We start from the raw sequence: 19,090 nt of genomic DNA, 5'->3' as shown, positions 1-19,090 counted from the left end.
GCTTCTCCCCCCGATGACTTCACTCCGGGGGGAGTATCGTCGATCGGCTGTCGGACGGGTGCGACGGGGTGCGCTCGGGAGGCGGCCGCGGGCCGTCCGGGTGCGCGGCCGGCGCCCTCCCGCGACCGGGCCTGAGGGTGGTGATGTTGGTCACCAGGATGGTGGGCGGGCAGCTCCAACTCACCCACTGCGGGGGCCGGGCGGTGGTGTACCGGCCGTTCTGCGCGCAGCTGTTGGGATGGGCGGGCGTCACGAACGCTCCGGCGGGCTGCTGCGCCTCCTGCGCGATGCGGCGGGCCTCGCACAGGAGGAACTCGCCGAGCGGTCCGGGCCCGGCGCGCGGGCCGTCGGGAACCTGGAACGCGGCCGCGCCCGGCCCAGGGCCGACTCGTTGCGGCGGATCGTGCGGGCGCCCGGCCTGGCGGGGCGGGACGCCCCTGGTCGCGGCGGTCGGCGACCGTGCCGGGCCTGCCGCCCGACGAGTTGGCCGGGCGACTGGACGGTGCCCATCCGGTTCGCTGACGGCCGGTCATCCGTGAAAGGGTGGAGAGGGGGATATGTGATGACCCTGTGCAAGCGGCTGGAATCCCTGGGTGCCCGACGGGGGTTCGGGGACCGGCGGGGCGTCACTTCACGGTTCTGTCTGCGTTCTGCATCCGTTGCCGGGTTCCGAGTGTCATGTCCGTGTACGGGCATATGCTCAGGGTGCGAAGTCGACCCCCAATCCGGCTTCAGCCCTCCCTCGACTCAGGAGCAGCATGTCGACCGCCGCCCGCCAGGCCTTCTTCGACCGGACGCACACCGATGATCTGATCGCCTTCCTCGGCACCTCCCCGTCGCCCTACCACGCGGTCGCCAGCGCGGCGGAGCGCCTGGAGAAGGCGGGCTTCCGGCAGGTCGCCGAGACCGACGCCTGGGACGCGGCGGCCGGGGGGCGCTACGTCATCCGGGGTGGCGCGCTGATCGCCTGGTACGTGCCGCAGGGCGCGGGCCCGGAGACCGCGTTCCGGGTCGTGGGCACGCACACCGACTCGCCGAACCTGCGGGTCAAGCCGGTGCCGGACACCGGGTCGGCCGGCTGGCGTCAGGTCGCGGTGGAGATCTACGGCGGTGTGCCGCTGAACACCTGGCTGGACCGCGACCTCGGCCTCTCCGGCCGGCTCGCGCTGCGCGACGGCAGCTCGCGGCTGGTGCAGCTGGACGAGCCGCTGCTGCGCGTGCCGCAGCTGGCGATCCACCTCGACCGCCAGGTCAACGAGGGCATGAAGCTCGACAAGCAGCGCCACCTCACCCCGATCTGGGGCCTCGGCCCGGTCGACGAGGGCTCGCTGATCTCCTACGTCGCACAGCGGGCGGGCGTCGAGGCGGCCGACGTGGCCGGCTGGGACCTCATGACGCACGACGTGCAGCCGGCCTCCTACCTGGGCCGCGACCGCGAGCTGCTGGCCGGCCCGCGCCTGGACAACCTGCTGTCGGTGCACGCGGCCGCCGCCGCGCTGGCCGCCGTCGCCACCGCCGCCGCGACGGACGGCGCGGACCTGCCGTACATCCCGGTGCTGGCCGCCTTCGACCACGAGGAGACCGGCAGCGAGTCGGACACCGGCGCGCAGAGCCCGCTGCTCGGCAACGTCCTGGAGCGCAGTGTCTACGCGCGCGGAGGCAGCCCCGAGGACCGCGCCCGGGCGCTGGCGGGCACCGTCTGCCTCTCCTCCGACATGGGCCACGCCGTCCACCCGAACTACAGCGAGCGGCACGAGCCGGGCCACCACCCGATGCCGAACGGCGGCCCGATCCTCAAGGTCAACGTCAACAACCGGTACGCGACCGACGGCGTCGGCCGGGCCGTGTTCGCGGCGGCCTGCGAGCGGGCCGGCGTGCCGTGGCAGACCTTCGTCTCCAACAACGCCATGCCCTGCGGCACGACGATCGGCCCGATCACGGCGGCCCGGCTCGGGATCAGCACGGTCGACTGCGGCATCGCGGCGCTGTCCATGCACTCGGCGCGCGAGCTGTGCGGGGCGGACGACCCGTACCTGCTGGCGAGCGCGATCAAGGCCTTCCTGGAGGGCTGAGCGGTCAGGGCCGAGCGGTCAGGGCCGAGCGGCGAGGGCTGAGCGGCCCACGCGGAAGGGGCCCGGCGGAGTGCGCTCCGCCGGGCCCCTTCGTGCGTGTTCTGCCCGCGCCCCTGCGCCCGCGCTCGGGCCCGCTCCGCGAGCCCGGGCGCGGGGGCAGTCGGCTACTCCATGCCCGCCAGGACCAGCGGCAGCCGCCGCGCGCCGTCCGCGGTGAGCTTCACCGGTACGCCCCAGTCCTGCTGGTGGACGTGGCAGGCCGGGTACTCGATCTCCGGGTCGTCGTCGCAGGAGGCGGCCATCGCCGAGACGTGCAGCACGCCCTCGGCCACCTCCGCGGAGAGCACCAGCTCGCGGGAGAGCGCCGAGTCGGCCCCCGCCCCGGAGACCAGCAGCTCGGGCGGGGTGGAGCTGACCAGCAGCCGGGTGGACGGGCCGTAGCGCTCGTCCAGCTTCTGGCCGCTCGGGGCGGAGAAGACCACGTCCAGCTGGAACGCGCCCGGTGCGACCTCGGTGGCCGCCCGCCGGGTGCGGTGCGCGACCGACTCCACCCGGACGGCCTCCTCGGGCAGTCGCAGCCTGGTCAGCCGGTGCCGGGCGGACTCGACCACCACGATGTCGCCGTCCACCAGGACCGCCCCGGAGGGCTCGCGCAGGTCGGTGGCCAGCGTGGTGACCTCGCCGCTCGCCGGGTCGAAGCGGCGCAGCGCGTGGTTGTAGGTGTCGCTGACCGCCACCGAGCCGTCGGGCAGCACGGTGACGCCGAGCGGGTGCTGGAACAGCGCCTGGTCGGCCGCGCCGTCGCGGTGGCCGAAGTCGAACAGGCCGGTGCCGACGGCGCTGTGGACCGTCTTGGTTTCACGTGAAACCCACCGCAGGGACGAGGTCTCCGAGTCGGCCACCCAGAGCCGCTCGCCGTCCGCCGACACCGCGAGCCCGGACGGCTGCGCGAACCACGCCTCGGCGGCCGGTCCGTCGACCAGGCCCTCGTTGGTGGTGCCGGCCGCGACGCCGACGGTGCCGGCGGTCGGGTCGTAGGACCAGAGCTGGTGGACGCCGGCCATGGCGATCCAGACCCGGCCGTCGAACCAGGCGACGTCCCAGGGCGAGGAGAGGTCCACCTCGCGGGCCGGGCCCTCGGTCGCCGAGCCCTGCCACCACTGCCGGCCGGTGCCCGCCAGGGTGGTGACGGCGCCGTCCGCCAGCCGCACGCCGCGCAGCGCGTGGTTGACGGTGTCGGCGACGATCACGTCGTAGCCCAGCGCGTCGCGGACCGGGCCCTCGGGGAGCAGCACCAGGCCCTGCGGCTCGCTGAACCGGGGGCTGGTGCCGTCGACCAGGCCGCGCTCGCCGTCGCCGATCCGGCGGACGACGCGCTCGCCGTCCTCGGCCAGCTCGACCAGCGAGTGGTGGCCGGAGTCGGCGACCAGGAAGTGCCCGTTCGGCAGCCGGACGGCCTTGCCCGGGAACCGGAGGTCGCCCGCGACCGGCTCGGGCGCGACGTACGGCCCGTCGCCGCGCCGCAGGGTGCCCTTGGCCTGGTGCTCCGCCTCCAGCTCCTCGACCAGCCGGGCGATGGCGTGCGCGTGCCCCTCACCGGCGTGCTGGGCGACCACGTACCCCTCCGGGTCGATCACCACCAGCGTCGGCCAGGCCCGGACGGCGTACTGCTTCCAGGTGGCGAGCGCCGGGTCGTCCAGCACCGGGTGGTGCACCTCGTACCGCTCGACGGCGTCCACCACGGCCTGGTGGTCGGCCTCGTGCACGAACTTGGGCGAGTGCACGCCGACGATCACCACGGTGTCGCGGTGCTTCTCCTCCAGCTCGCGCAGCTCGTCCAGGACGTGCAGACAGTTGATGCAGCAGAACGTCCAGAAATCCAGGATGGTGATCTTGCCCCGGAAGTCCGCGAGCGTGAGCTCCTTGCCACCGGTGTTCAGCCAACCGCCTGCCCCGACCAGCTCGGGGGCGCGTACACGTGCACGAGATGCCATGAGCCAATCAAACCTCACCCGGCGGCAGGACATTCCGCCGTGGTGGGGTTCGGCGGGTGGCCTTCGGGTCAGGCCTTCGGGTCAGGCGGTCGGGGTGGGCTGGTCGAGGCGCCAGCGGACCTCGCCTTCGTGGAGCTCGCCGGTGGGGGCCAGGCCGAGGGTGCGGGCGACGGCGGCGGAGGCGTGGTGGTCGGGGTGGATGTGGGCGAGGACGGTGGTGACCCCGCCCGCAGTGAGGTGGGCGAGCAGGGTGCGGGCGGCCTCGGTGGCCAGGCCGCGGCCCTGCCAGGGGGTGCCGAGCACCCAGGCGACCTCGGCGGCCTCCGGGCCGATGGTGGCCTGGACGTAGCCGGTCAGCCGGCCGTCGGCGCGCAGTCGCAGGGCCCAGTTGCCCCAGGCCAGGGCCGGGTCGGGGGAGCCCGCGGCGAGGCGGGTGTAGCGGGTGCGCAGCGCGTCGGCGGTGGGCGGTTCGCCGCCGGTGAAGACGTACAGGGCCGGGTCGGCGAGGGCTGCGGCCATCTCCTCGGCGTGGTCGGGCCCGATCGGGAGCAGGTCGAGGCGCTCGGAGCGCAGGGGCACGGTGGTGGAGGGGCGCATGCCGGTATTCAACGCCCGCGTGTGGCGGTGCTTCGCGACGGGTACCCGATCGGGTCGAATGGGGGCACGTCCACTCGGAGGAGGCGGCATGCGGTACCTGATCAGGGAGAAGCTCTTCACGATCGGCGACGACTACTGGATCGAGGACGAGGACGGGCACCGGGCGTTCCTGGTGGACGGCAAGGTGCTGCGGCTGCGGGACACCTTCGAGCTGAAGGACGCGAGCGGCCGGGTCCTCGCCGTGATCAAGGAGAAGGCGTTCACCGTCCGGGACGCGATGAAGATCGAGAACGCCGACGGGGACGTGATCGCCACCGTCCGGGAGAAGCTGTTCACCCCGTTCCGCGACAAGTACCACGTGGAACTGGCGGGCGGCGGCGAGCTGAAGATCCACGGGAACCTGGTCGACAAGGACTACCGGATCGAGAACAGCCACGGCGACGACCTGGCCCGGATCTCCCGCAAGTGGTTCCGGATCCGCGACAGCTACGGCGTGCAGATCGCGGACGGCGCCGACACCGGTCTGCTGCTCGCCGTCGCGGCCTGTGTGGACCACCTGACGGAGGAGGACTAGGAGCAGGCCCGGCCAGGGGAAAGGGGGGGCCGGGCGGGCCTAGACGATGATGTGCGGCAGGAAGCGGGCCCCCTGGTGGGTGATCGGGCTGTCGTCCGTCTCGCGGATGCCCAGGCCCGCCGACTCGCCGTCGACCACCCAGGTGCCGAGCACCGGGCGGTTGCCGTCGAAGTCGGGCAGCGGGTGGTACTGCTGGTAGCAGAACCCCTCGGAGCCGTAGCGGTCCGGGTCGCCGGCCCAGTCGGCGAGCCGGGTCTCGCGGCCGTCGGGTCCGACGATCCGGATGCCGGCGCCCTCGCGGCCGAGCAGCGGTTTGGCCGCGTAGCCGGGGCCGTCCGGGTCGGCGAGTTCGCGCGGGCCGTCCAGGTAGGCGGGCAGCAGGTTGGGGTGGCCGGGGTACAGCTCCCAGAGCACGGCCAGCAGCGCCTTGTTGGAGAGCAGCATCTTCCAGGCCGGTTCGATCCACAGGGTGGAACCGGTGGAGCCGCCGTGGTCGATGACGTCCAGCAGCTGTCCGCCGAACTCGTCCGAGGCCAGCCACTCCCACGGGTAGAGCTTGAACGCGGAGCGGATGAAGCGGTGTTCGAGGTCGACGAAGCGACCGGAGAGACCGTCCCAGCCGATGTCCTCCATGGCGATGCCGACCGTCTCGACGCCGGCCTGTTCGGCGCACTCCTGGAGGTAGAGGGTGGTCATCCAGTCCTCGCCCTCGGTGTCGCCGCGCGAGTGGGCGAAGTGCACCGGGCCGGGCGGCAGCAGGTGCTTCTGCCGGGCCCAGGAGGCGACCAGGCGCTCGTGCAGCGAGTTCCACTGGTCGGCGGCGGGGAAGCGCTCCTCCATCCAGAACCACTGCGGCCCGGCGGCCTCGATCAGGGAGGTCGGGGTGTCGGCGTTGTACTCGAAGAGCTTGGCCGGCCCGGCGCCGTCGTACGCGAGGTCGAACCGCCCGTACACGGCGGGCTGTTCGTCGCGGCGCCGCCAGGACTCGGCGACGGCGGCGGCCAGTCGGGGGTCGGTGATGCCGTAGTCGGCGAACCGGCCGGTTCGCACCACGTGTTCGGCGGCGGCGAGGGACATCTCGTGCAGTTCCTCGACCACCTCCTCCAGCGCCTCGACCTCGGGCAGCGAGAACTCGTAGTACGCGCTCTCGTCCCAGTAGGCGTGCGGGCCGCCCTGGTTGCAGGGGGCGGAGCACATCGCGTAGATCAGCCCCTGGCCCTCCACGGTGGCCAGCCAGTCGGGGCGCGGGGCGATGGTGCGACGGCGCACGTGCTCAGCCCCCGCCCGAGCCGCTGGAGCCGGACGGGCAGCCGAAGCCGCCGCGCTTGGTGGCGGCCTTGTCGAAGGTGCCGCCGAGGGCGGTGGTGCTGCCCGAACCGCAGTAGTACCAGCGGCCCGCGGTGGCGCCGCCGCCCTTGCAGGAGTGGCTGTCCAGCACCTTGAGCGTGCCCGGGTCGACGCAGCGGCTCGGCGTACTGCTGCTGGAGGACGAGCAGCCGGAGAGCGCCAGCGCGAGGGTGCCGACCATGCCGAGGGCGACGAAGCCCGAGCGGCGGCGGCCGTCGGGGGAGGGGTCGGCGGGTCGCTCGGCGGGTATCGCGGAGGGGATGGCGGCGAGGACGGCGGCGGGCGCCGCGTCAGGTCTCGCCGGGCTCTCGGCGGGCCCGGGGGCGGGCGGGGGCGGCGTCATGGCGACCGATGGTACGCGCCGGGCCGGATGGTACGGGAGGGGCCCCGGTTCCCCGGTCGGGCGTTGACCCGATGGGATATGTTTTGCCGATCCTTGACCGTGGGGGTCCGGTGACCGCACCGGGCTCGGCCGGACTCAGTGAATGGACCCGGGGGAAGACACCCATGAACGACATCCTGCACGGCCTCGGTGCGGCGGCCGCCTTCGGCGGCGTCGGCGTGGTGCTGCTGCTCCTCGGCGTCGGCCTGGTCGACGTGCTGACCCCGGGGAAGTTGGGCCACCAGATCTGGGTGGAGCGCAACCGCAACGCCGCGGTGGTGCTGAGCTCCGCGCTGCTCGGCATCGGCGGCATCGTCTTCACCGCGATCATGTACACCTACGAGGACTTCGGCAAGGGCCTCGCCTCCACGGCCTGTTTCGGCCTGCTGGGGCTGCTGCTGATGGCCGTCGCGTTCTGGGCCGTGGACGTGCTGACGCCGGGCAAGCTCGGCGCCATCCTGGTCGACCCCGAGCCGCACCCGGCGGTCTGGGTCACCGCCAGCTGCAACATCTCGGTGGCGGCGATCGTGGCGGCCGCGATCGCCTGAGGCCTCGGCTCAGGCCGGCAGGTTCAGGCTGGCAGGTTCAGGCTGGCAGGTTCAGGCTGGCAGGTTCAGGTTCAGGTTCAGGCGATCCGGACGGGGTGCGGGGCGCCGCCGAGGACGTTCTCGCGACCCCAGGCGCCCAACGGGGCCAGCGCCGCGTTGAGCCGGGCCCCGGCCTCCGTCAGCGAGTACTCCACGCGCGGCGGCACCTCCTCGTACGCCTCGCGGTGCACCACGCCGTCCGCCTCCAGCTCGCGCAGGTGGGCGGCGAGCACCTTCTCGGTGATGCCCGGTACCAGGCGGCGCAGTTCGCCGAACCGGCAACTCCCGCGCTCGTCCAGCGCCCAGAGGATCAGCACCTTCCACTTGCCGCCGATGACGTCCATCGCGGCGTCGATCCCGCAGACGTACGCGCCCGGCCTCGATACGGTCGCCATGCCCCCACCTTCCGACCTGGATGCTCACCCCAGGGTAACCACCCACTCCCAAGTGCGTACTTGATCACCTCCGGGGCCTGCCGCGAGCCTGATCGGCATGGCACAGAACACCGTTGAGAAGATCTCCCGCACCCCGCTGACCCTGCTCGGCCTCGGCGCGATGGGCGCCGCACTCGCCCGGACCTGGCTCGCCGCCGGGCACCCGACCACCGTCTGGAACCGCACCGCCGCGCGGGCCGAACCGCTCGCCGCCCAGGGCGCCACCGTCGCCGCCACCGCAGCCGATGCGGTCGCCGCCAACCGGCTGGTGGTCGTCTGCCTGCTCGACGACGCCTCCGTGGACGAGGCGCTGTCCGGCGTCGAGCTGTCCGGCAAGGACATCGTCAACCTCGTCACCAGCACCCCCGGCCAGGCCCGTGCCCGCGCCGAGTGGGCCCGCGAGCGCGGCGCCCGCTACCTGGACGGCGGGATCATGGCCGTCCCGCCGATGATCGGCGTCCCGGCGGCCGGCGGGTACGTCTTCTACAGCGGCTCGGCCGAACTCTTCGAGCAGCACCGCGAGACCCTCGCCGTCCCGGTCGGCACCACGTACGTCGGGGCGGACGCCGGCTTCGCCGCGCTGTACGACGTGGCGCTGCTGAGCGCGATGTACGGCATGTTCGCCGGGCTTACGCACGCCTTCGCACTGCTGCGCAAGGAGTCCGTGCCGCCGACCGCGGCGGCCCCGCTGCTGAGCGGCTGGCTCACCGCGATGACCCACTCGGTGCAGGGCAGCGCCGAGCAGCTGGAGAGCGGCGACTACACCACGGGTGTCGTCTCCGGCCTCGCCATGCAGGTCGCGGGGGCCCCCACCTTCCTGCGCACCGCCGAGGAGCAGGGGGTCAGTCCCGAACTGCTCGCCCCCTTCTTCGAGCTGATGCGGCGGCGGCTCGCGGAGGGCGGCGGCGAGGAGAGCCTGACGGGCCTGGTCGACCTGCTCCGGCGGTAGTCCGCGCTGCGGCGTCGGTGCTGCGGCGTCGGTGCAACGGGTGCCGCTGCAACGGGTGTCGGCGCAACGGGCGTCGGTGCTGCGGCGTCGGTCGTGGCGGACCAGGTCCTGTCCGGCGTTGCGCGTCCGGCGGCAGGATCGGCCGGACAGGACCCGAGGCCCTACCCGGCCGCGCGGGCGGTGGCCGGGCGGCGGCGGAGGGCGGGGTCGGTGAGCGCCGGGGGCTTCCAGACGCCGTCGGGGTGGTAGACGTTCGTGCCGGGCGGGACGATCGCGTCGATGCGGTCGAGGGCGTCGTCGTCCAGGACGAGGTCGGCGCCCTTGAGCGCGTCCTCCAGCTGCCCCATGGTGCGCGGGCCGATGATCACCGAGGTGACGGCCGGGTGCGCCAGCGGGAAGGCCAGGGCCAACTCGGGCAGGGTGCGGCCGAGTTCCTCGGCCAGTGCGGACAGCTCCTCGACGGCGTCCAGCTTGGCGGCGGTGGCGGGCAGCGCCGGGTCGAAGCGGGCCGGGGTGAGGGCGGCGCGGCCGGCGGTCATGTCGATCGGACGACCCTTGCGGTAGCGGCCGGTGAGGAAGCCGGAGGCGAGCGGGCTCCAGGTCAGCGCGCCCATGCCGAGCCGCTGGACCACCGGCAGCACGTTCGCCTCGACGCCCCGGGCGAGCAGCGAGTACGGCGGCTGCTCGGTCCGGAACCGCGGCAGGCCCCGGCGTTCGGCGACGTGGTAGGCCTCGACCAGCTCCTCGGCGGGGAAGGTCGAGCAGCCGAAGGCGCGGATCTTGCCGGCCCGGACGAGGTCGCCGAGCACCGAGAGGGTCTCCTCGATGTCGGTGGTGTGGTCGGGGCGGTGCACCTGGTAGAGGTCGATCCGGTCGGTGCCCAGTCGGCGCAGGCTCTCCTCCACCTCGTGGACGATCCAGCGCCGCGAGTTGCCACCCCGGTTGCGGCCCTCGCCCATCGGGAAGTGCACCTTGGTGGCGAGCACCACGTCGTCGCGGCGGCCGCCGGCGAGGGCCTTGCCGACGATCTGCTCGGACTCGCCCGCGGAGTACATGTCGGCGGTGTCGACGAAGTTGATGCCCTGGTCGAGGGCGGCGTGGATGATCCGGACGCAGTCGTCGTGGTCGGGGTTGCCGACGGCGCCGAACATCATCGTGCCGAGGCAGTGGGTGCTCACCTCGATGCCGGTGCCGCCGAGGACGCGGTAGCGCATGGTTCGGGCTCCCTGGAGTGGTGGGTGGTGGTGGCCGTGGCCGGTGGTGGTCGGCTGCGGGTCCCGACGGTAGGTGCTGGAGTGCACTCGAAGGCAAGGGGTGGGCGCTGTTGAGTGGCTCCGGGCCGGTCCCCCTTCACGGCTCCGTGTGGCCGGCTCCCCCCGCTGGGGGAGTGGCTTCCTCCGGACGGCGGAGGCCAGGGCGCCGCGGCCGGTGCGAGTTTGGGGGCATGACAGACATCGGGCGGATCGCCGCACGGGCGGCGACCGGATGGGGCGTCGCGGGATGGGGCGCGGCCTACGCCGTGCTGGGAGCCGGCTGCGCCGGGGGCGGCCGGGCGCTGTTCGGACTGGCCTGGTTGGGGTGGGCGGTCGCTGCGGTGGGCGGGGCGGCCGTCGCCGTCGGTCTGGCGGTGGCCCGCCGCGGCCTGCAACCGCCCTTGCGCAGAGCACTGCTGGCGCTCTGCGCCCTGGCCGTGGTGGCGGCGTTCAGCCTGCTGATGGACGTGATCACGCTCATCTTCGGTCAGGGCGTGGACAGTCGGGCCGATGCGGGGTTGCGCGCGCTGTCGGCGGTCGGTGCCGTCCTGCTGGCGGCGACCGCCCGTCCGGACCGTCCGGTCCCGGCGGCCGACCCTGTCGGACCAGCCCCTCGGAGGGTCCAACTCGCCGCCTGTGCCGGGACACTGGCCTTTGCGCCGTACGTCGTGATGAAGCTGGTCTGGGTGCTGGGCGGCACCTTCGCCGGAACGGACGGCGCCGAGATGCGAGCTGCCTCGGAACGCAACGGCGCCTCCGGGGTCTGGCTCGCCCTGGAGTCCTGGGGCGTGGACGGGACGGTGCTGCTGGCGGCCCTCGGGGTGTTCCTGCTCTGGGGCCTGGTCCGCCCGTGGGGCCGGGTCTTCCCGCGCTGGACCCTGGTGCTGCGCGGACGCCCCGTCCCGCGCTGGCTGCCGCTCACCCCTGCCCTGCTCGGCGCCGCCACCCTCGTGCCGTACGGCACCTTCGGGGTCGGGTACCTCGTGCTCGCCACCGGGGGCGCGGTGACGATCCGGCCCGGTGACTTCCACAGTGAGGCGGATGTCCTGCTGGTGGCCTGGATCGGTTTCTGCGCCTTCGCCGTGTACGGGGTGGCACTGGCGGTCGCGGCCCGCTCGTACTGGCGCCGAACCGGTCCCGGCCGTCGACCGTCCTGATCCGAGCCCGGCTCGGTTCTCGTCGAGGGTGCGGCCAGGGGCGCGTCCGGCCTCAGGCGTCCGGCTTCCGGTGCCGGCCGGGGCCCTTGCGCAGGAGCGGTACGGGCGTGTCCGCGTGCGGGAAGATCCTGAGCTGATCGGCGCGGGCGATGAGCCCGTACGCCTCGGCGTAGTTCTCCGCGACGGCGACCGGCTGCCAGGCGAAGCCGTCCCACTCGACCACCAGTCGTGGTGCGTCCTTGAACAGGTGCGCCCCGCGCTGCGGTCCTGCCACCAGCGCGATCGCGTCCCGCACCCCGGGCGAGCGGCGTCGCTTCGCCCGGGCTGCGTACCAGTCGGCCAGCGGTTCGTCCTCGGCGTCCATCGCCACCTCCCTCAGGTTCGGCGGGGCCAGTCTTGCCGATGGCGGGAGGGCGGGGCGATTCCACGAACGAGTGAAGTGGGTAGTGCTGTTGTCCGACCGTCAGATGTCCTGCTTCGGTCTCTGTGCAGGGGTGGCCACCTTCGGGGTGGCAGCGGCTGCCCTTTCCGCACTTTGCAAAGTGTGACTTTGCAAAGTGCGGAAGGGGAGGGAGGGGGGAAGTGCAGAGGGCGGGGGACCAGGCACCCGGGGCTGCCGCCCGGCTCAGATGCCGGAAGCGAGCTTCAGGGTGATCGCCCCGGCGATGATCGAGGCGAACGAGAGCACCTTGGGGAGGGTGATCCGCTCCTTGTAGATCAGGGCCCCGAAGAGCACCGTGCCGATCGAGCCGAGCCCGGTCCAGATCGTGTACCCGACGCTGAGGTCGATGGTCCGCAGGGCGAGGCTCAGCGTGAAGATGCCGGCCGCGGCCACGACCAGGGTGAAGACGGACGGCCAGAGCCGGGTGAAACCGTGCGTGGCGTTGGTGCCGAGGGCGAAGCCGATCTCGAAGACGACGGCGATCGCGAGGAAGACCCAGGCCATGGCGTTCTGCTCCTTTGCGGGTGCGGGTGCGGGTGCGGGTGCGGGTGCGGGAGTTCGGGATCAGGGGTCGGCCAGTTCGGCCAGTTCGGCCAGTTCGGCCGGTCCGGCCGGACCGGAGGGGCCCGTCAGGCGGCCGGCTGCTGCTCGCCGCCGAGCCGGTCGGCGAGCTTCAGGCCGAGGACGCCGCCGATGATCAGGACGAAGGCGATCGCCTTCCCTGCGTTCATCGACTCGTGGAAGATCGCCGAGCCGAGGATGACGGTGCCGACGGAGCCGATCCCGGTCCAGACGGTGTAGCCGACGCCCACGTCGAGGGTCTTGAGGGCCAGGCTGAGGAAGAAGATCCCCCCGGCGGCCGCCGCCGCGGTGAGCAGCGAGGGCCCCAGGACGGTGAAGCCGTGGGTCGCGTTGGTGGCCAGGGCGAAAGCCACTTCGAAGGCCGAGGCGATGAGCAGGTAGATCCAGGCCATGAGAACCCCCCGGGTTCCTAGTCATTGCATGTATGTGCAAATTCATGGAGACTGGGCAAGAGCATGCATGTACAAGTAACCTGTGTCAACCCACCCCGCTCGGCCAGGGAGTCACCCATGACCTCTCGACCCACCCCCACCAGCGGCGATGCGGATGCCCGGATGTGGGCCCGCCTCACCGCACTGCACACCCAGGTCGAGGGCCGCCTGGCCACCGTCCTCCAGCGCCGCCACGGCCTCGGCCTCTCCGAGTACCGCGCCCTCGGCTTCCTCTCCGAGGCCCCCAAGGGCGAGCTGCGCATGCAGGACCTCGCCACCAGCCTCGGGCTCAACCAGAGCTCGGTCACCCGCCTGGTCGCCCGGCTGCACACCGCCGAGTTCACCTACCGGGACAGCTGCCCCGACGACAAGCGCGGCGTCTACACCGTCATCACCGAGCTCGGCCGCGCTCGCCGGGAGGAGGCCCGCAGCACCTACGAGTCCACCCTCACCGCCGCGATCGACGAGGCCGGCGAGGCCGCTCCCGACCTCGCCCCACTGCTCGCCACCGCCCGGAGCTCCCTCGGCACCCCCTCGCCCGAGGACGCGTCCTAGGTCCGCGTCCTATGTCCGCGTCCCAGGCCGGCGTCCCAGGTCCGCGTCCCAGCCCGCGCCCGGTCCGCCCGGGGATGCGCCGGGAGCCACTAAACTCAGCCGCACCCGGGACGCACCGCGTCCAGGTCGCATCCGTCCGCCCGGGCTCGCCCGGCCGCCTGTACCGGCAGGCCGGTGCACAGGACATCGACACCATCCACCCGCGGGCACCCCCACCGGTGTTCGCCGGAGACATTGGAGCATCCCAGGATGACTCGGCAGTTGATCACCAGCGCGCTTCCCTACATCAACGGGATCAAGCACCTGGGCAACATGGTCGGGTCGATGCTCCCGGCGGACGTCTACTCCCGCTACCTGCGCCAGCGCGGCCACGAGGTCCTGTACATCTGCGCGACCGACGAGCACGGCACCCCCGCCGAGCTCGCCGCCCAGGAGGCGGGCCTGCCGGTCGCCGAGTTCTGCGCGCAGGCCCACGAGCAGCAGAAGGCCATCTACGACGGCTTCCAGCTGTCCTTCGACTTCTTCGGTCGCAGCTCCTCCCCGCAGAACCGGGAGATCACCCAGGAGATCGCCCGCGAGCTGCACGCGAACGGCTTCATCGAGGAGCGCGCGGTCCGCCAGGTGTACTCCAACACCGACGGCCGCTTCCTGCCGGACCGGTACATCGTCGGCACCTGCCCGCACTGCGGCTACGACAAGGCCCGCGGCGACCAGTGCGAGAACTGCACCCGCGTCCTCGACCCGACGGACCTGGTGGAGCCGCGCTCGGCGATCAGCGGCAGCTCCGACCTGGAGGTCCGCGAGACCAAGCACCTCTTCCTCCTCCAGTCGAAGCTGACGGACGAGGTCGAGGCGTGGATCGCGGCCAACGGCGACACCTGGCCCGTCCTCGCCTCCTCGATCGCCCGCAAGTGGCTGACCGAGGGTCTCCAGGACCGCGCGATCACCCGCGACCTGGAGTGGGGCGTCCCCGTCCCGGCCGACGTCTGGCCGGAGCTGGCGGCCGCGGGCAAGGTCTTCTACGTCTGGTTCGACGCCCCGATCGAGTACATCGGCGCCACCAAGGAGTGGGCGGACGCCGCCCCGGCCGGCGAGGTCCGGGACTGGAAGTCCTGGTGGTACGAGGCCGACTCCACCGTCCGGTACACGGAGTTCATGGCCAAGGACAACGTCCCGTTCCACACGGTGATGTTCCCCGCCACGATCCTCGGCTCGCGTCGGCCGTGGAAGAAGGTCGACTACGTCAAGGCCTTCAACTGGCTGACGTACTACGGCGGCAAGTTCTCCACCAGCCAGAAGCTCGGCATCTTCACCGACGTCGCGCTGGAGCTGCTTCCGGCCGACTACTGGCGCTACTTCCTGATGGCGCAGGCCCCCGAGTCGGACGACTCCAGCTTCACCTGGGACCTCTTCGCCTCCGTCGTCAACAAGGACCTCGCCGACACCCTCGGCAACTTCGTCAACCGCGTGCTGTCCTTCAGCCGCAAGCGCTTCGGCGACGAGGTCCCGGCCGGCCACGAGGCGGGCGAGGCCGAGCAGCGCCTCGGCGCCCAGATCGCCGAACTGCTCGCCGAGTACGAGGGCCACCTCGACGCGCTCAACTTCCGCAAGGCCGCGCAGAGTCTGCGCGCCCTGTGGAGCGCCGGCAACTCCTACCTGGACGAGAAGGCGCCCTGGCTGCAGGCCAAGACCGACCTGGACGCCGCGGCCCTGACGCTGCGCACCGCGATGAACCTCATCCACCTGTACTCGGTGGTCTCCGAGCCCTTCATCCCGACCGCCGCCAAGGCGATCCGCGACTCCTTCGCCCTGCCCGACGACACCCGCACCTGGGTCTCTGCCGAGGAGGCGCTCACCCTCGTCCCGGCCGGCACGCCGTTCACGGTGCCCCCGGTGCTCTTCGCCAAGATCACCGACGAGCAGCTGGAGAGCTGGACCACCCAGTTCGGCGGCGGCGCGGCCTGAGTCTCAGGCTTCGGGGGGCTGCGTAGGAAGTCGGCGGGTCCGACTTCCTACGCAGCGGCGACGGGACAGCTGAGGGTGGGCCAGAGCTGGTTGGGGCAGGCGATCACGTCGTCAGCGGATCCGCACGGCCGGTCGGCGATCCTGGTCAGCTCCACGGCGTTCACCGAGATCACGCCAGCCACGCCGGGATCGGCTCACCCGCGGTCGACGGTCTCCGGGCACCTGTCAGTCGGGCAGATCGCCGTTGCCGCCCAGGTTCGCGACCATCCGCCGCAGCACGTTGATGGTGGTCACGAAGTCGGCCGTGTCGATGCCTTCATGCATCTGCTCGTGAACGCGCAGATTGCGCTCCCGGGCCCGCAGGCGGCCGTCCTCTCCGGCCTCGGTCAGTGTCATGACCCCCGCCTCCTCGGTGACCCAGCCACGGGCGAGCAGGTCGTCGAAGACGCCGTCGAAGTCGATCCCGAGGTCCTCGTACGCCGTCAGTCGCTCGGTCAGCGTGGCGCGGCTCCATGTGGCCGGCGACCCGGCGACGTGGTTGAGCGTCCACCAGTGCGGCTGGGTGAGGTCCTCCACTGCCAGCTGAGCCCGGAGGGCTCCGACCACCTGGCGGTAGGCCTCGCCGCTCCACGCGCCGATGGGCTGGGCTGCCAGTTCCTCGGGTGAGTACTCCTTGATAGCCACGCTGATGCGCCCCCTTCAACGATTACCGGAACGCGATCACGGTAGGACTTCAAGTTCGCTTGAGGTCAAGCCTGGGTTCGCAGACCCTGCCCATCGCCAGGATCACTGATGAGCAGTTGGAGAGCTGGACCGCCCGGTTCGGCGACGGGACAGCCGAGGGCGGGCCAGAGCCGGTTGGGGCAGGCGATCACGTAGTGCCCGGCCCAGCGGTTGTCGGAGATCCACCTGGACCACACAAGGTCTCCGCCGCGGGCCAGTTGAGCGGCCGCCCGAGCCCGCCGCCTGCTGGTGGGACACCAGGTCTCACCCCCTGGCAGATGCCGTTCGAAGCGCTCGACCAGCCAGGCGGTTGCATCCGTCGGTGCTCGCCATGTGCCGCGCACCTGGGCGGCCGGTCGCAGCAGCCACCAGCCGGTCATCATCGGCGGCAGCTCGGACGCCAGGAATCCGCTGCCCTGTACCGGGCGCCGCTCCGCCTCCCGTGCCAGCAACCGGCCGTCCCCCGTCCACTCGTAGCCGTGGAAGTGCACCCGGGCGTCTCCTTGGAGTGATCGGCGCCCGGGTATCCGCAGCAGCTGCGGACACCCGGGCCATCGTGGACGTCCCGCCGCCTACACCGACAGGCCGAACCGCGCCGGGTCGATCCCGGCGGCGGTCAACTCCTCACCGGTGAAGAGCAGGGGCTGGGCATCGGGCCGCTTGCTGTCCCCCAGCGCGAAGGCCCCGGGCACCTCGGGCACCGCGCCGAGGGTCACGCACGACTCGCCGTCGTCACCGCCGCCCTGGTTCCCCCCGCAGGCCCGGTTGAACTCGACCCCGGCCAGATCGAGGGCGTACAGGTTGCGCTCACTCATCTCGTGCACCTTCCGGTAGTGCTCCGGGGCAGCAACGGCCCCACCCCGCCCGCGAATCGGACGGGAAGACAAACGGAAATGGGGCAGGCCACGCGCTACCCGCGCGCGGCCTGCCACGCGGAGAACCCGCCGGGGGCGCCATCCGGCGGGAGGAGGTCGGAGGTGCGCACAACCCGCTCCCGCCCACCCCTCAACGGCCGGACGTAGACGTCGTGCCGGCGGATCTCCATTGATATTCCCGGGTCGGAGCGCGCTAATGTTCCTGCAGATATTCATCGCGGATTGTCCTGAGGGGGGATCGTGCCGATTCACCCGACGAGCCGACCTGGAAGAATGAATTGAACTTTTCCAGGTAGGCTGCCACGTCCCGAGGATCCGTCACGACAATCTCGGCATGGACCGTCTCCACGGTCACCACCCGGTCGTCTCGGATGGCAAAGGAATGGCCAGGCGAGTCCGGCTGATGTGCAGTGAGGGGAACGATCCGGATGTCGACGTTAGGGAGGCGGGAGGCTGAGATGATTCTATCCAATTGCCCCGCCATCATCGCGGGCGCAAGTATGCGCCAACGGAGAACCGGCTCGGTAATGACGAAGCTCAGGGTTCTGTCGGGGTCGTACAGGATGGCTTGCCGTTCGAGTCGGGTCGTGATTGTGGGGTTGAGAGACTCTGCTCCGAGGTTCTTCTTTCCCAGGATTGTCCGAACGTATTCCGGAGTCTGTAGGGGCCCGGGAACCAGCGACGGTTGGAATAGCTTCAGGGCTTTCATCGACTGGTCGAGCGCCCTGATCTGCTGCTGCTTTCTGTGGTAGCCGAGCCGCCGGAACTCGCGCCAGGCGGTGGATTCTGTGGCATCTGCCCTGGCTGCGGCCAGGTACTCGGACTTGACTTCGGCCGATACTCCTATAGCCGTAAGGATTCGGTCGACATCCATCACGGTCGGGGTTGCCCGACCGTTCTCGATTTTGCTCAGTTTGCTTGCAGACATGACGGCGCTGCGGGCAACGGCCTTGGCTTCCTTGCCGGATGCCTGCCGTAGTGCCCGCAGCGCCGCTCCCAACTCTGCTCTGTTCACTCGTTGTGCTTGGCCCACCAGTCGGTGAACGGTTCCGCATGAGCAAGCGCGATGTCCCGGTACTGGGAAAATTCGGGCAGGCGGTCGGGCGCCACGAAATCGGCCCCGAGATATTTCCCGTGGGCGTCGTAATTCATGACGCCGATGGTGTGGTTGTCGAACATCCAGAAATCAGGCGCATTCGGGATCGGGTTGTCCTGGCCGGTGACATCGAGGATGAAGAACTCCTCGCCCGCCTCGGCGTTCCGCTGGTATCCCCACCCGAGTTCAAACCCGAGGTACGGAGTCAGAGGGCGAGAGAGGATGTGGACCCGGTACATCCGCTTGCCTGATTGTGTGGAGATTCGTACGGTGTCCAGCCACCCGGACGACTTGTAGGCCTCGGGCTGTGGCTCGCAGGCAAGAAAGGCGTGATAGGCCTCGACTCCGCCGGATTGGCTGTAGTCATCCAGGGTTTCCAGCCGGAAGGCTTCTGTCTCAAATTCGTCAAACCATTGTGAGAGCGTCCTAGATGAGCTTGTCACGGATGGCCTTCCGGATGAGTTCGAGCGGGATCTCGACGACCGTCTCACGCTCGGGGAGCTCCAGGCCGTGGTCCGCTGGAGTCTCGCCCTGGACGAGCAGGGTCTTACGGTCGGTGGTGTACAGCGTCGGACATTCCCCGTCATCGCAGGAACTGGCGATCTTCCGGACCAGCACGGTGTCCCCTTAGCAAGGTTCCGGTGTCAGCGCTGATCCTCCTGGAACGATTCGGCTAGGCGGTGCCGAAGTGGTCGAACTCGCCGCGTTTGACGCCTTCGAGCCAGAGGGCGAACTTCTTCGGGGTCGTGACGATGACGTCGTCGGGGGTGTCGGACTCGCGGATCTCGACCAGGCCGTCGGAGCTTCGGACCTCGATGCACTGGTTGCTGTTCCCGCTTATCGATGACTTCTGCCAGTTGCCCATGTCCGCGCGCATTGTGCGCAGCTCGATGCCGAGTCGCTGCTGGCGCACGGTCGGTGACATGCGGGGTGGCATGAGCTCTCCCCCGATCGGTACCTCCGGTGCAGTCTGCTGCCCGGGTGGCGAGGGGTCCACCCGTAGGGAGGTCCGGTTGGGCAGGGTCCAGATTGCCGACGCCTCCGCCGCGCCGATCGTCCGACCGGCCCCCGATGA

Annotated in this window: 24 protein-coding genes; 8 read left to right on the top strand and 16 right to left on the bottom strand. The window is 71.3% G+C overall.

The features are described 5' to 3' along the window. Nucleotides 1-13 precede the first annotated feature (13 nt). On the top strand, nucleotides 14-808 hold the full coding sequence (locus tag ACFVVX_RS03790; RefSeq protein ID WP_387941309.1) for a helix-turn-helix domain-containing protein: 795 nt from the start codon (nucleotides 14-16) through the stop codon (nucleotides 806-808). Next, nucleotides 759-2,072 carry a M18 family aminopeptidase gene (locus tag ACFVVX_RS03785; protein ID WP_387941017.1) on the top strand — a complete coding sequence of 438 codons (1,314 nt, stop codon included), beginning with the start codon at nucleotides 759-761 and terminating at the stop codon, nucleotides 2,070-2,072. The genes ACFVVX_RS03790 and ACFVVX_RS03785 overlap by 50 nt, the downstream gene beginning before the upstream one ends. Before the next feature lie 164 nt (nucleotides 2,073-2,236). On the opposite strand, the gene ACFVVX_RS03780 is transcribed toward ACFVVX_RS03785, so the two are convergent. Together ACFVVX_RS03780 and ACFVVX_RS03775 are read right to left on the bottom strand one after the other, a co-directional pair. Next, a complete protein-coding gene (locus ACFVVX_RS03780) occupies nucleotides 2,237-4,066 on the bottom strand; it encodes an NHL domain-containing thioredoxin family protein (protein ID WP_387941015.1) in 1,830 nt (609 codons plus the stop codon). 81 nt (nucleotides 4,067-4,147) lie between these two features. Continuing rightward, nucleotides 4,148-4,663, bottom strand: coding sequence for a GNAT family N-acetyltransferase (locus ACFVVX_RS03775; protein WP_387941013.1), 516 nt, complete (start codon nucleotides 4,661-4,663; stop codon nucleotides 4,148-4,150). An 88-nt stretch (nucleotides 4,664-4,751) separates the two neighbouring features. On the opposite strand from ACFVVX_RS03775, the gene ACFVVX_RS03770 reads away from it, so the two are divergent. Further along, on the top strand, nucleotides 4,752-5,237 hold the full coding sequence (locus tag ACFVVX_RS03770; protein ID WP_387941011.1) for an LURP-one-related/scramblase family protein: 486 nt from the start codon (nucleotides 4,752-4,754) through the stop codon (nucleotides 5,235-5,237). 39 nt (nucleotides 5,238-5,276) lie between these two features. On the opposite strand, the gene ACFVVX_RS03765 is transcribed toward ACFVVX_RS03770, so the two are convergent. Continuing rightward, nucleotides 5,277-6,506 carry a glutathionylspermidine synthase family protein gene (locus ACFVVX_RS03765; RefSeq protein ID WP_387941009.1) on the bottom strand — a complete coding sequence of 410 codons (1,230 nt, stop codon included), beginning with the start codon at nucleotides 6,504-6,506 and terminating at the stop codon, nucleotides 5,277-5,279. 4 nt (nucleotides 6,507-6,510) lie between these two features. Then, nucleotides 6,511-6,927 (bottom strand): hypothetical protein, encoded by a 417-nt coding sequence (locus tag ACFVVX_RS03760; RefSeq protein ID WP_387941007.1) that lies wholly within the window; start codon nucleotides 6,925-6,927, stop codon nucleotides 6,511-6,513. 164 nt (nucleotides 6,928-7,091) lie between these two features. On the opposite strand from ACFVVX_RS03760, the gene ACFVVX_RS03755 reads away from it, so the two are divergent. Further along, nucleotides 7,092-7,514, top strand: a complete 423-nt coding sequence (locus tag ACFVVX_RS03755) for a DUF350 domain-containing protein (RefSeq protein ID WP_387941005.1) — start codon at nucleotides 7,092-7,094, stop codon at nucleotides 7,512-7,514. Between the two features lie 77 nt (nucleotides 7,515-7,591). Here the strand turns inward: ACFVVX_RS03755 and ACFVVX_RS03750 are convergent, their stop codons facing one another. Continuing rightward, nucleotides 7,592-7,948: a winged helix-turn-helix transcriptional regulator gene (locus ACFVVX_RS03750; protein WP_387941003.1), complete on the bottom strand. Its 357-nt coding sequence runs from the start codon at nucleotides 7,946-7,948 to the stop codon at nucleotides 7,592-7,594. Between the two features lie 97 nt (nucleotides 7,949-8,045). Between ACFVVX_RS03750 and ACFVVX_RS03745 the strand changes: the two genes are divergently transcribed. After that, on the top strand, nucleotides 8,046-8,936 hold the full coding sequence (locus ACFVVX_RS03745) for an NAD(P)-dependent oxidoreductase (RefSeq protein ID WP_387941001.1): 891 nt from the start codon (nucleotides 8,046-8,048) through the stop codon (nucleotides 8,934-8,936). A 161-nt stretch (nucleotides 8,937-9,097) separates the two neighbouring features. Here ACFVVX_RS03745 and ACFVVX_RS03740 read toward each other — a convergent pair whose 3' ends face one another. Further along, complete coding sequence (locus ACFVVX_RS03740) at nucleotides 9,098-10,150, bottom strand: aldo/keto reductase (protein WP_387940999.1); 1,053 nt, start codon at nucleotides 10,148-10,150, stop codon at nucleotides 9,098-9,100. 230 nt (nucleotides 10,151-10,380) lie between these two features. Between ACFVVX_RS03740 and ACFVVX_RS03735 the strand changes: the two genes are divergently transcribed. Then, nucleotides 10,381-11,346, top strand: a complete 966-nt coding sequence (locus tag ACFVVX_RS03735) for a hypothetical protein (RefSeq protein WP_387940997.1) — start codon at nucleotides 10,381-10,383, stop codon at nucleotides 11,344-11,346. A gap of 52 nt (nucleotides 11,347-11,398) precedes the next feature. On the opposite strand, the gene ACFVVX_RS03730 is transcribed toward ACFVVX_RS03735, so the two are convergent. From ACFVVX_RS03730 to ACFVVX_RS03720, 3 genes are all read right to left on the bottom strand, one after another. Then, nucleotides 11,399-11,710, bottom strand: a complete 312-nt coding sequence (locus ACFVVX_RS03730; RefSeq protein WP_387940995.1) for a DUF6087 family protein — start codon at nucleotides 11,708-11,710, stop codon at nucleotides 11,399-11,401. 261 nt (nucleotides 11,711-11,971) lie between these two features. Continuing rightward, nucleotides 11,972-12,292, bottom strand: coding sequence for a DMT family transporter (locus ACFVVX_RS03725; protein WP_387940993.1), 321 nt, complete (start codon nucleotides 12,290-12,292; stop codon nucleotides 11,972-11,974). 125 nt (nucleotides 12,293-12,417) lie between these two features. Next, entirely contained in the window at nucleotides 12,418-12,762 is a 345-nt protein-coding gene (locus ACFVVX_RS03720; RefSeq protein ID WP_387940991.1) for a DMT family transporter, read from the bottom strand. A gap of 117 nt (nucleotides 12,763-12,879) precedes the next feature. On the opposite strand from ACFVVX_RS03720, the gene ACFVVX_RS03715 reads away from it, so the two are divergent. Further along, a complete protein-coding gene (locus ACFVVX_RS03715; protein WP_387940989.1) occupies nucleotides 12,880-13,356 on the top strand; it encodes a MarR family winged helix-turn-helix transcriptional regulator in 477 nt (158 codons plus the stop codon). 249 nt (nucleotides 13,357-13,605) lie between these two features. Next, nucleotides 13,606-15,321 carry a methionine--tRNA ligase gene (metG, locus tag ACFVVX_RS03710; protein ID WP_387940987.1) on the top strand — a complete coding sequence of 572 codons (1,716 nt, stop codon included), beginning with the start codon at nucleotides 13,606-13,608 and terminating at the stop codon, nucleotides 15,319-15,321. Between the two features lie 47 nt (nucleotides 15,322-15,368). Here metG and ACFVVX_RS03705 read toward each other — a convergent pair whose 3' ends face one another. The 7 genes from ACFVVX_RS03705 to ACFVVX_RS03675 form a co-directional block, all read right to left on the bottom strand. Beyond that, complete coding sequence (locus ACFVVX_RS03705) at nucleotides 15,369-15,503, bottom strand: hypothetical protein (RefSeq protein ID WP_387940985.1); 135 nt, start codon at nucleotides 15,501-15,503, stop codon at nucleotides 15,369-15,371. 43 nt (nucleotides 15,504-15,546) lie between these two features. Beyond that, the gene (locus ACFVVX_RS03700) at nucleotides 15,547-16,011 is read right to left on the bottom strand and encodes a MarR family transcriptional regulator (RefSeq protein WP_387941307.1); all 465 of its coding nucleotides are present in this window, start codon (nucleotides 16,009-16,011) and stop codon (nucleotides 15,547-15,549) included. A 605-nt stretch (nucleotides 16,012-16,616) separates the two neighbouring features. Next, on the bottom strand, nucleotides 16,617-16,859 hold the full coding sequence (locus ACFVVX_RS03695; protein ID WP_387940983.1) for a DUF397 domain-containing protein: 243 nt from the start codon (nucleotides 16,857-16,859) through the stop codon (nucleotides 16,617-16,619). Nucleotides 16,860-17,112: 253 nt separating this feature from the next. Beyond that, nucleotides 17,113-17,934, bottom strand: coding sequence for a helix-turn-helix domain-containing protein (locus ACFVVX_RS03690; protein ID WP_387940981.1), 822 nt, complete (start codon nucleotides 17,932-17,934; stop codon nucleotides 17,113-17,115). Further along, nucleotides 17,931-18,458 (bottom strand): DUF6879 family protein, encoded by a 528-nt coding sequence (locus tag ACFVVX_RS03685; protein ID WP_387940979.1) that lies wholly within the window; start codon nucleotides 18,456-18,458, stop codon nucleotides 17,931-17,933. The genes ACFVVX_RS03690 and ACFVVX_RS03685 overlap by 4 nt, the downstream gene beginning before the upstream one ends. Then, complete coding sequence (locus ACFVVX_RS03680; RefSeq protein WP_387940977.1) at nucleotides 18,442-18,633, bottom strand: hypothetical protein; 192 nt, start codon at nucleotides 18,631-18,633, stop codon at nucleotides 18,442-18,444. The genes ACFVVX_RS03685 and ACFVVX_RS03680 overlap by 17 nt, the downstream gene beginning before the upstream one ends. 55 nt (nucleotides 18,634-18,688) lie before the next feature. Further along, nucleotides 18,689-18,940 carry a DUF397 domain-containing protein gene (locus ACFVVX_RS03675; protein ID WP_387940975.1) on the bottom strand — a complete coding sequence of 84 codons (252 nt, stop codon included), beginning with the start codon at nucleotides 18,938-18,940 and terminating at the stop codon, nucleotides 18,689-18,691. Between the last annotated feature and the right edge of the window lie 150 nt (nucleotides 18,941-19,090).

It is taken from the genome of Kitasatospora sp. NPDC058170 (genome assembly GCF_042883905.1).
Lineage (GTDB): Bacteria > Actinomycetota > Actinomycetes > Streptomycetales > Streptomycetaceae > Kitasatospora.
This window is presented reverse-complemented; position numbering and strand designations above follow the sequence as displayed.

What these genes read in the sequence shown, in the direction of transcription:
- metG (WP_387940987.1), top strand. Translation starts at nt 13,606, where the DNA reads ATGACTCGGCAGTTGATCACCAGCGCGCTTCCCTACATCAACGGGATC.
- ACFVVX_RS03785 (WP_387941017.1), top strand. Translation starts at nt 759, where the DNA reads ATGTCGACCGCCGCCCGCCAGGCCTTCTTCGACCGGACGCACACCGAT.
- ACFVVX_RS03780 (WP_387941015.1), bottom strand. Translation starts at nt 4,066, where the DNA reads ATGGCATCTCGTGCACGTGTACGCGCCCCCGAGCTGGTCGGGGCAGGC.
- ACFVVX_RS03770 (WP_387941011.1), top strand. Translation starts at nt 4,752, where the DNA reads ATGCGGTACCTGATCAGGGAGAAGCTCTTCACGATCGGCGACGACTAC.
- ACFVVX_RS03790 (WP_387941309.1), top strand. Translation starts at nt 14, where the DNA reads ATGACTTCACTCCGGGGGGAGTATCGTCGATCGGCTGTCGGACGGGTG.
- ACFVVX_RS03775 (WP_387941013.1), bottom strand. Translation starts at nt 4,663, where the DNA reads ATGCGCCCCTCCACCACCGTGCCCCTGCGCTCCGAGCGCCTCGACCTG.
- ACFVVX_RS03755 (WP_387941005.1), top strand. Translation starts at nt 7,092, where the DNA reads ATGAACGACATCCTGCACGGCCTCGGTGCGGCGGCCGCCTTCGGCGGC.
- ACFVVX_RS03720 (WP_387940991.1), bottom strand. Translation starts at nt 12,762, where the DNA reads ATGGCCTGGATCTACCTGCTCATCGCCTCGGCCTTCGAAGTGGCTTTC.
- ACFVVX_RS03760 (WP_387941007.1), bottom strand. Translation starts at nt 6,927, where the DNA reads ATGACGCCGCCCCCGCCCGCCCCCGGGCCCGCCGAGAGCCCGGCGAGA.
- ACFVVX_RS03745 (WP_387941001.1), top strand. Translation starts at nt 8,046, where the DNA reads ATGGCACAGAACACCGTTGAGAAGATCTCCCGCACCCCGCTGACCCTG.
- ACFVVX_RS03725 (WP_387940993.1), bottom strand. Translation starts at nt 12,292, where the DNA reads ATGGCCTGGGTCTTCCTCGCGATCGCCGTCGTCTTCGAGATCGGCTTC.
- ACFVVX_RS03695 (WP_387940983.1), bottom strand. Translation starts at nt 16,859, where the DNA reads ATGAGTGAGCGCAACCTGTACGCCCTCGATCTGGCCGGGGTCGAGTTC.
- ACFVVX_RS03740 (WP_387940999.1), bottom strand. Translation starts at nt 10,150, where the DNA reads ATGCGCTACCGCGTCCTCGGCGGCACCGGCATCGAGGTGAGCACCCAC.
- ACFVVX_RS03735 (WP_387940997.1), top strand. Translation starts at nt 10,381, where the DNA reads ATGACAGACATCGGGCGGATCGCCGCACGGGCGGCGACCGGATGGGGC.
- ACFVVX_RS03715 (WP_387940989.1), top strand. Translation starts at nt 12,880, where the DNA reads ATGACCTCTCGACCCACCCCCACCAGCGGCGATGCGGATGCCCGGATG.
- ACFVVX_RS03730 (WP_387940995.1), bottom strand. Translation starts at nt 11,710, where the DNA reads ATGGACGCCGAGGACGAACCGCTGGCCGACTGGTACGCAGCCCGGGCG.
- ACFVVX_RS03750 (WP_387941003.1), bottom strand. Translation starts at nt 7,948, where the DNA reads ATGGCGACCGTATCGAGGCCGGGCGCGTACGTCTGCGGGATCGACGCC.
- ACFVVX_RS03675 (WP_387940975.1), bottom strand. Translation starts at nt 18,940, where the DNA reads ATGTCACCGACCGTGCGCCAGCAGCGACTCGGCATCGAGCTGCGCACA.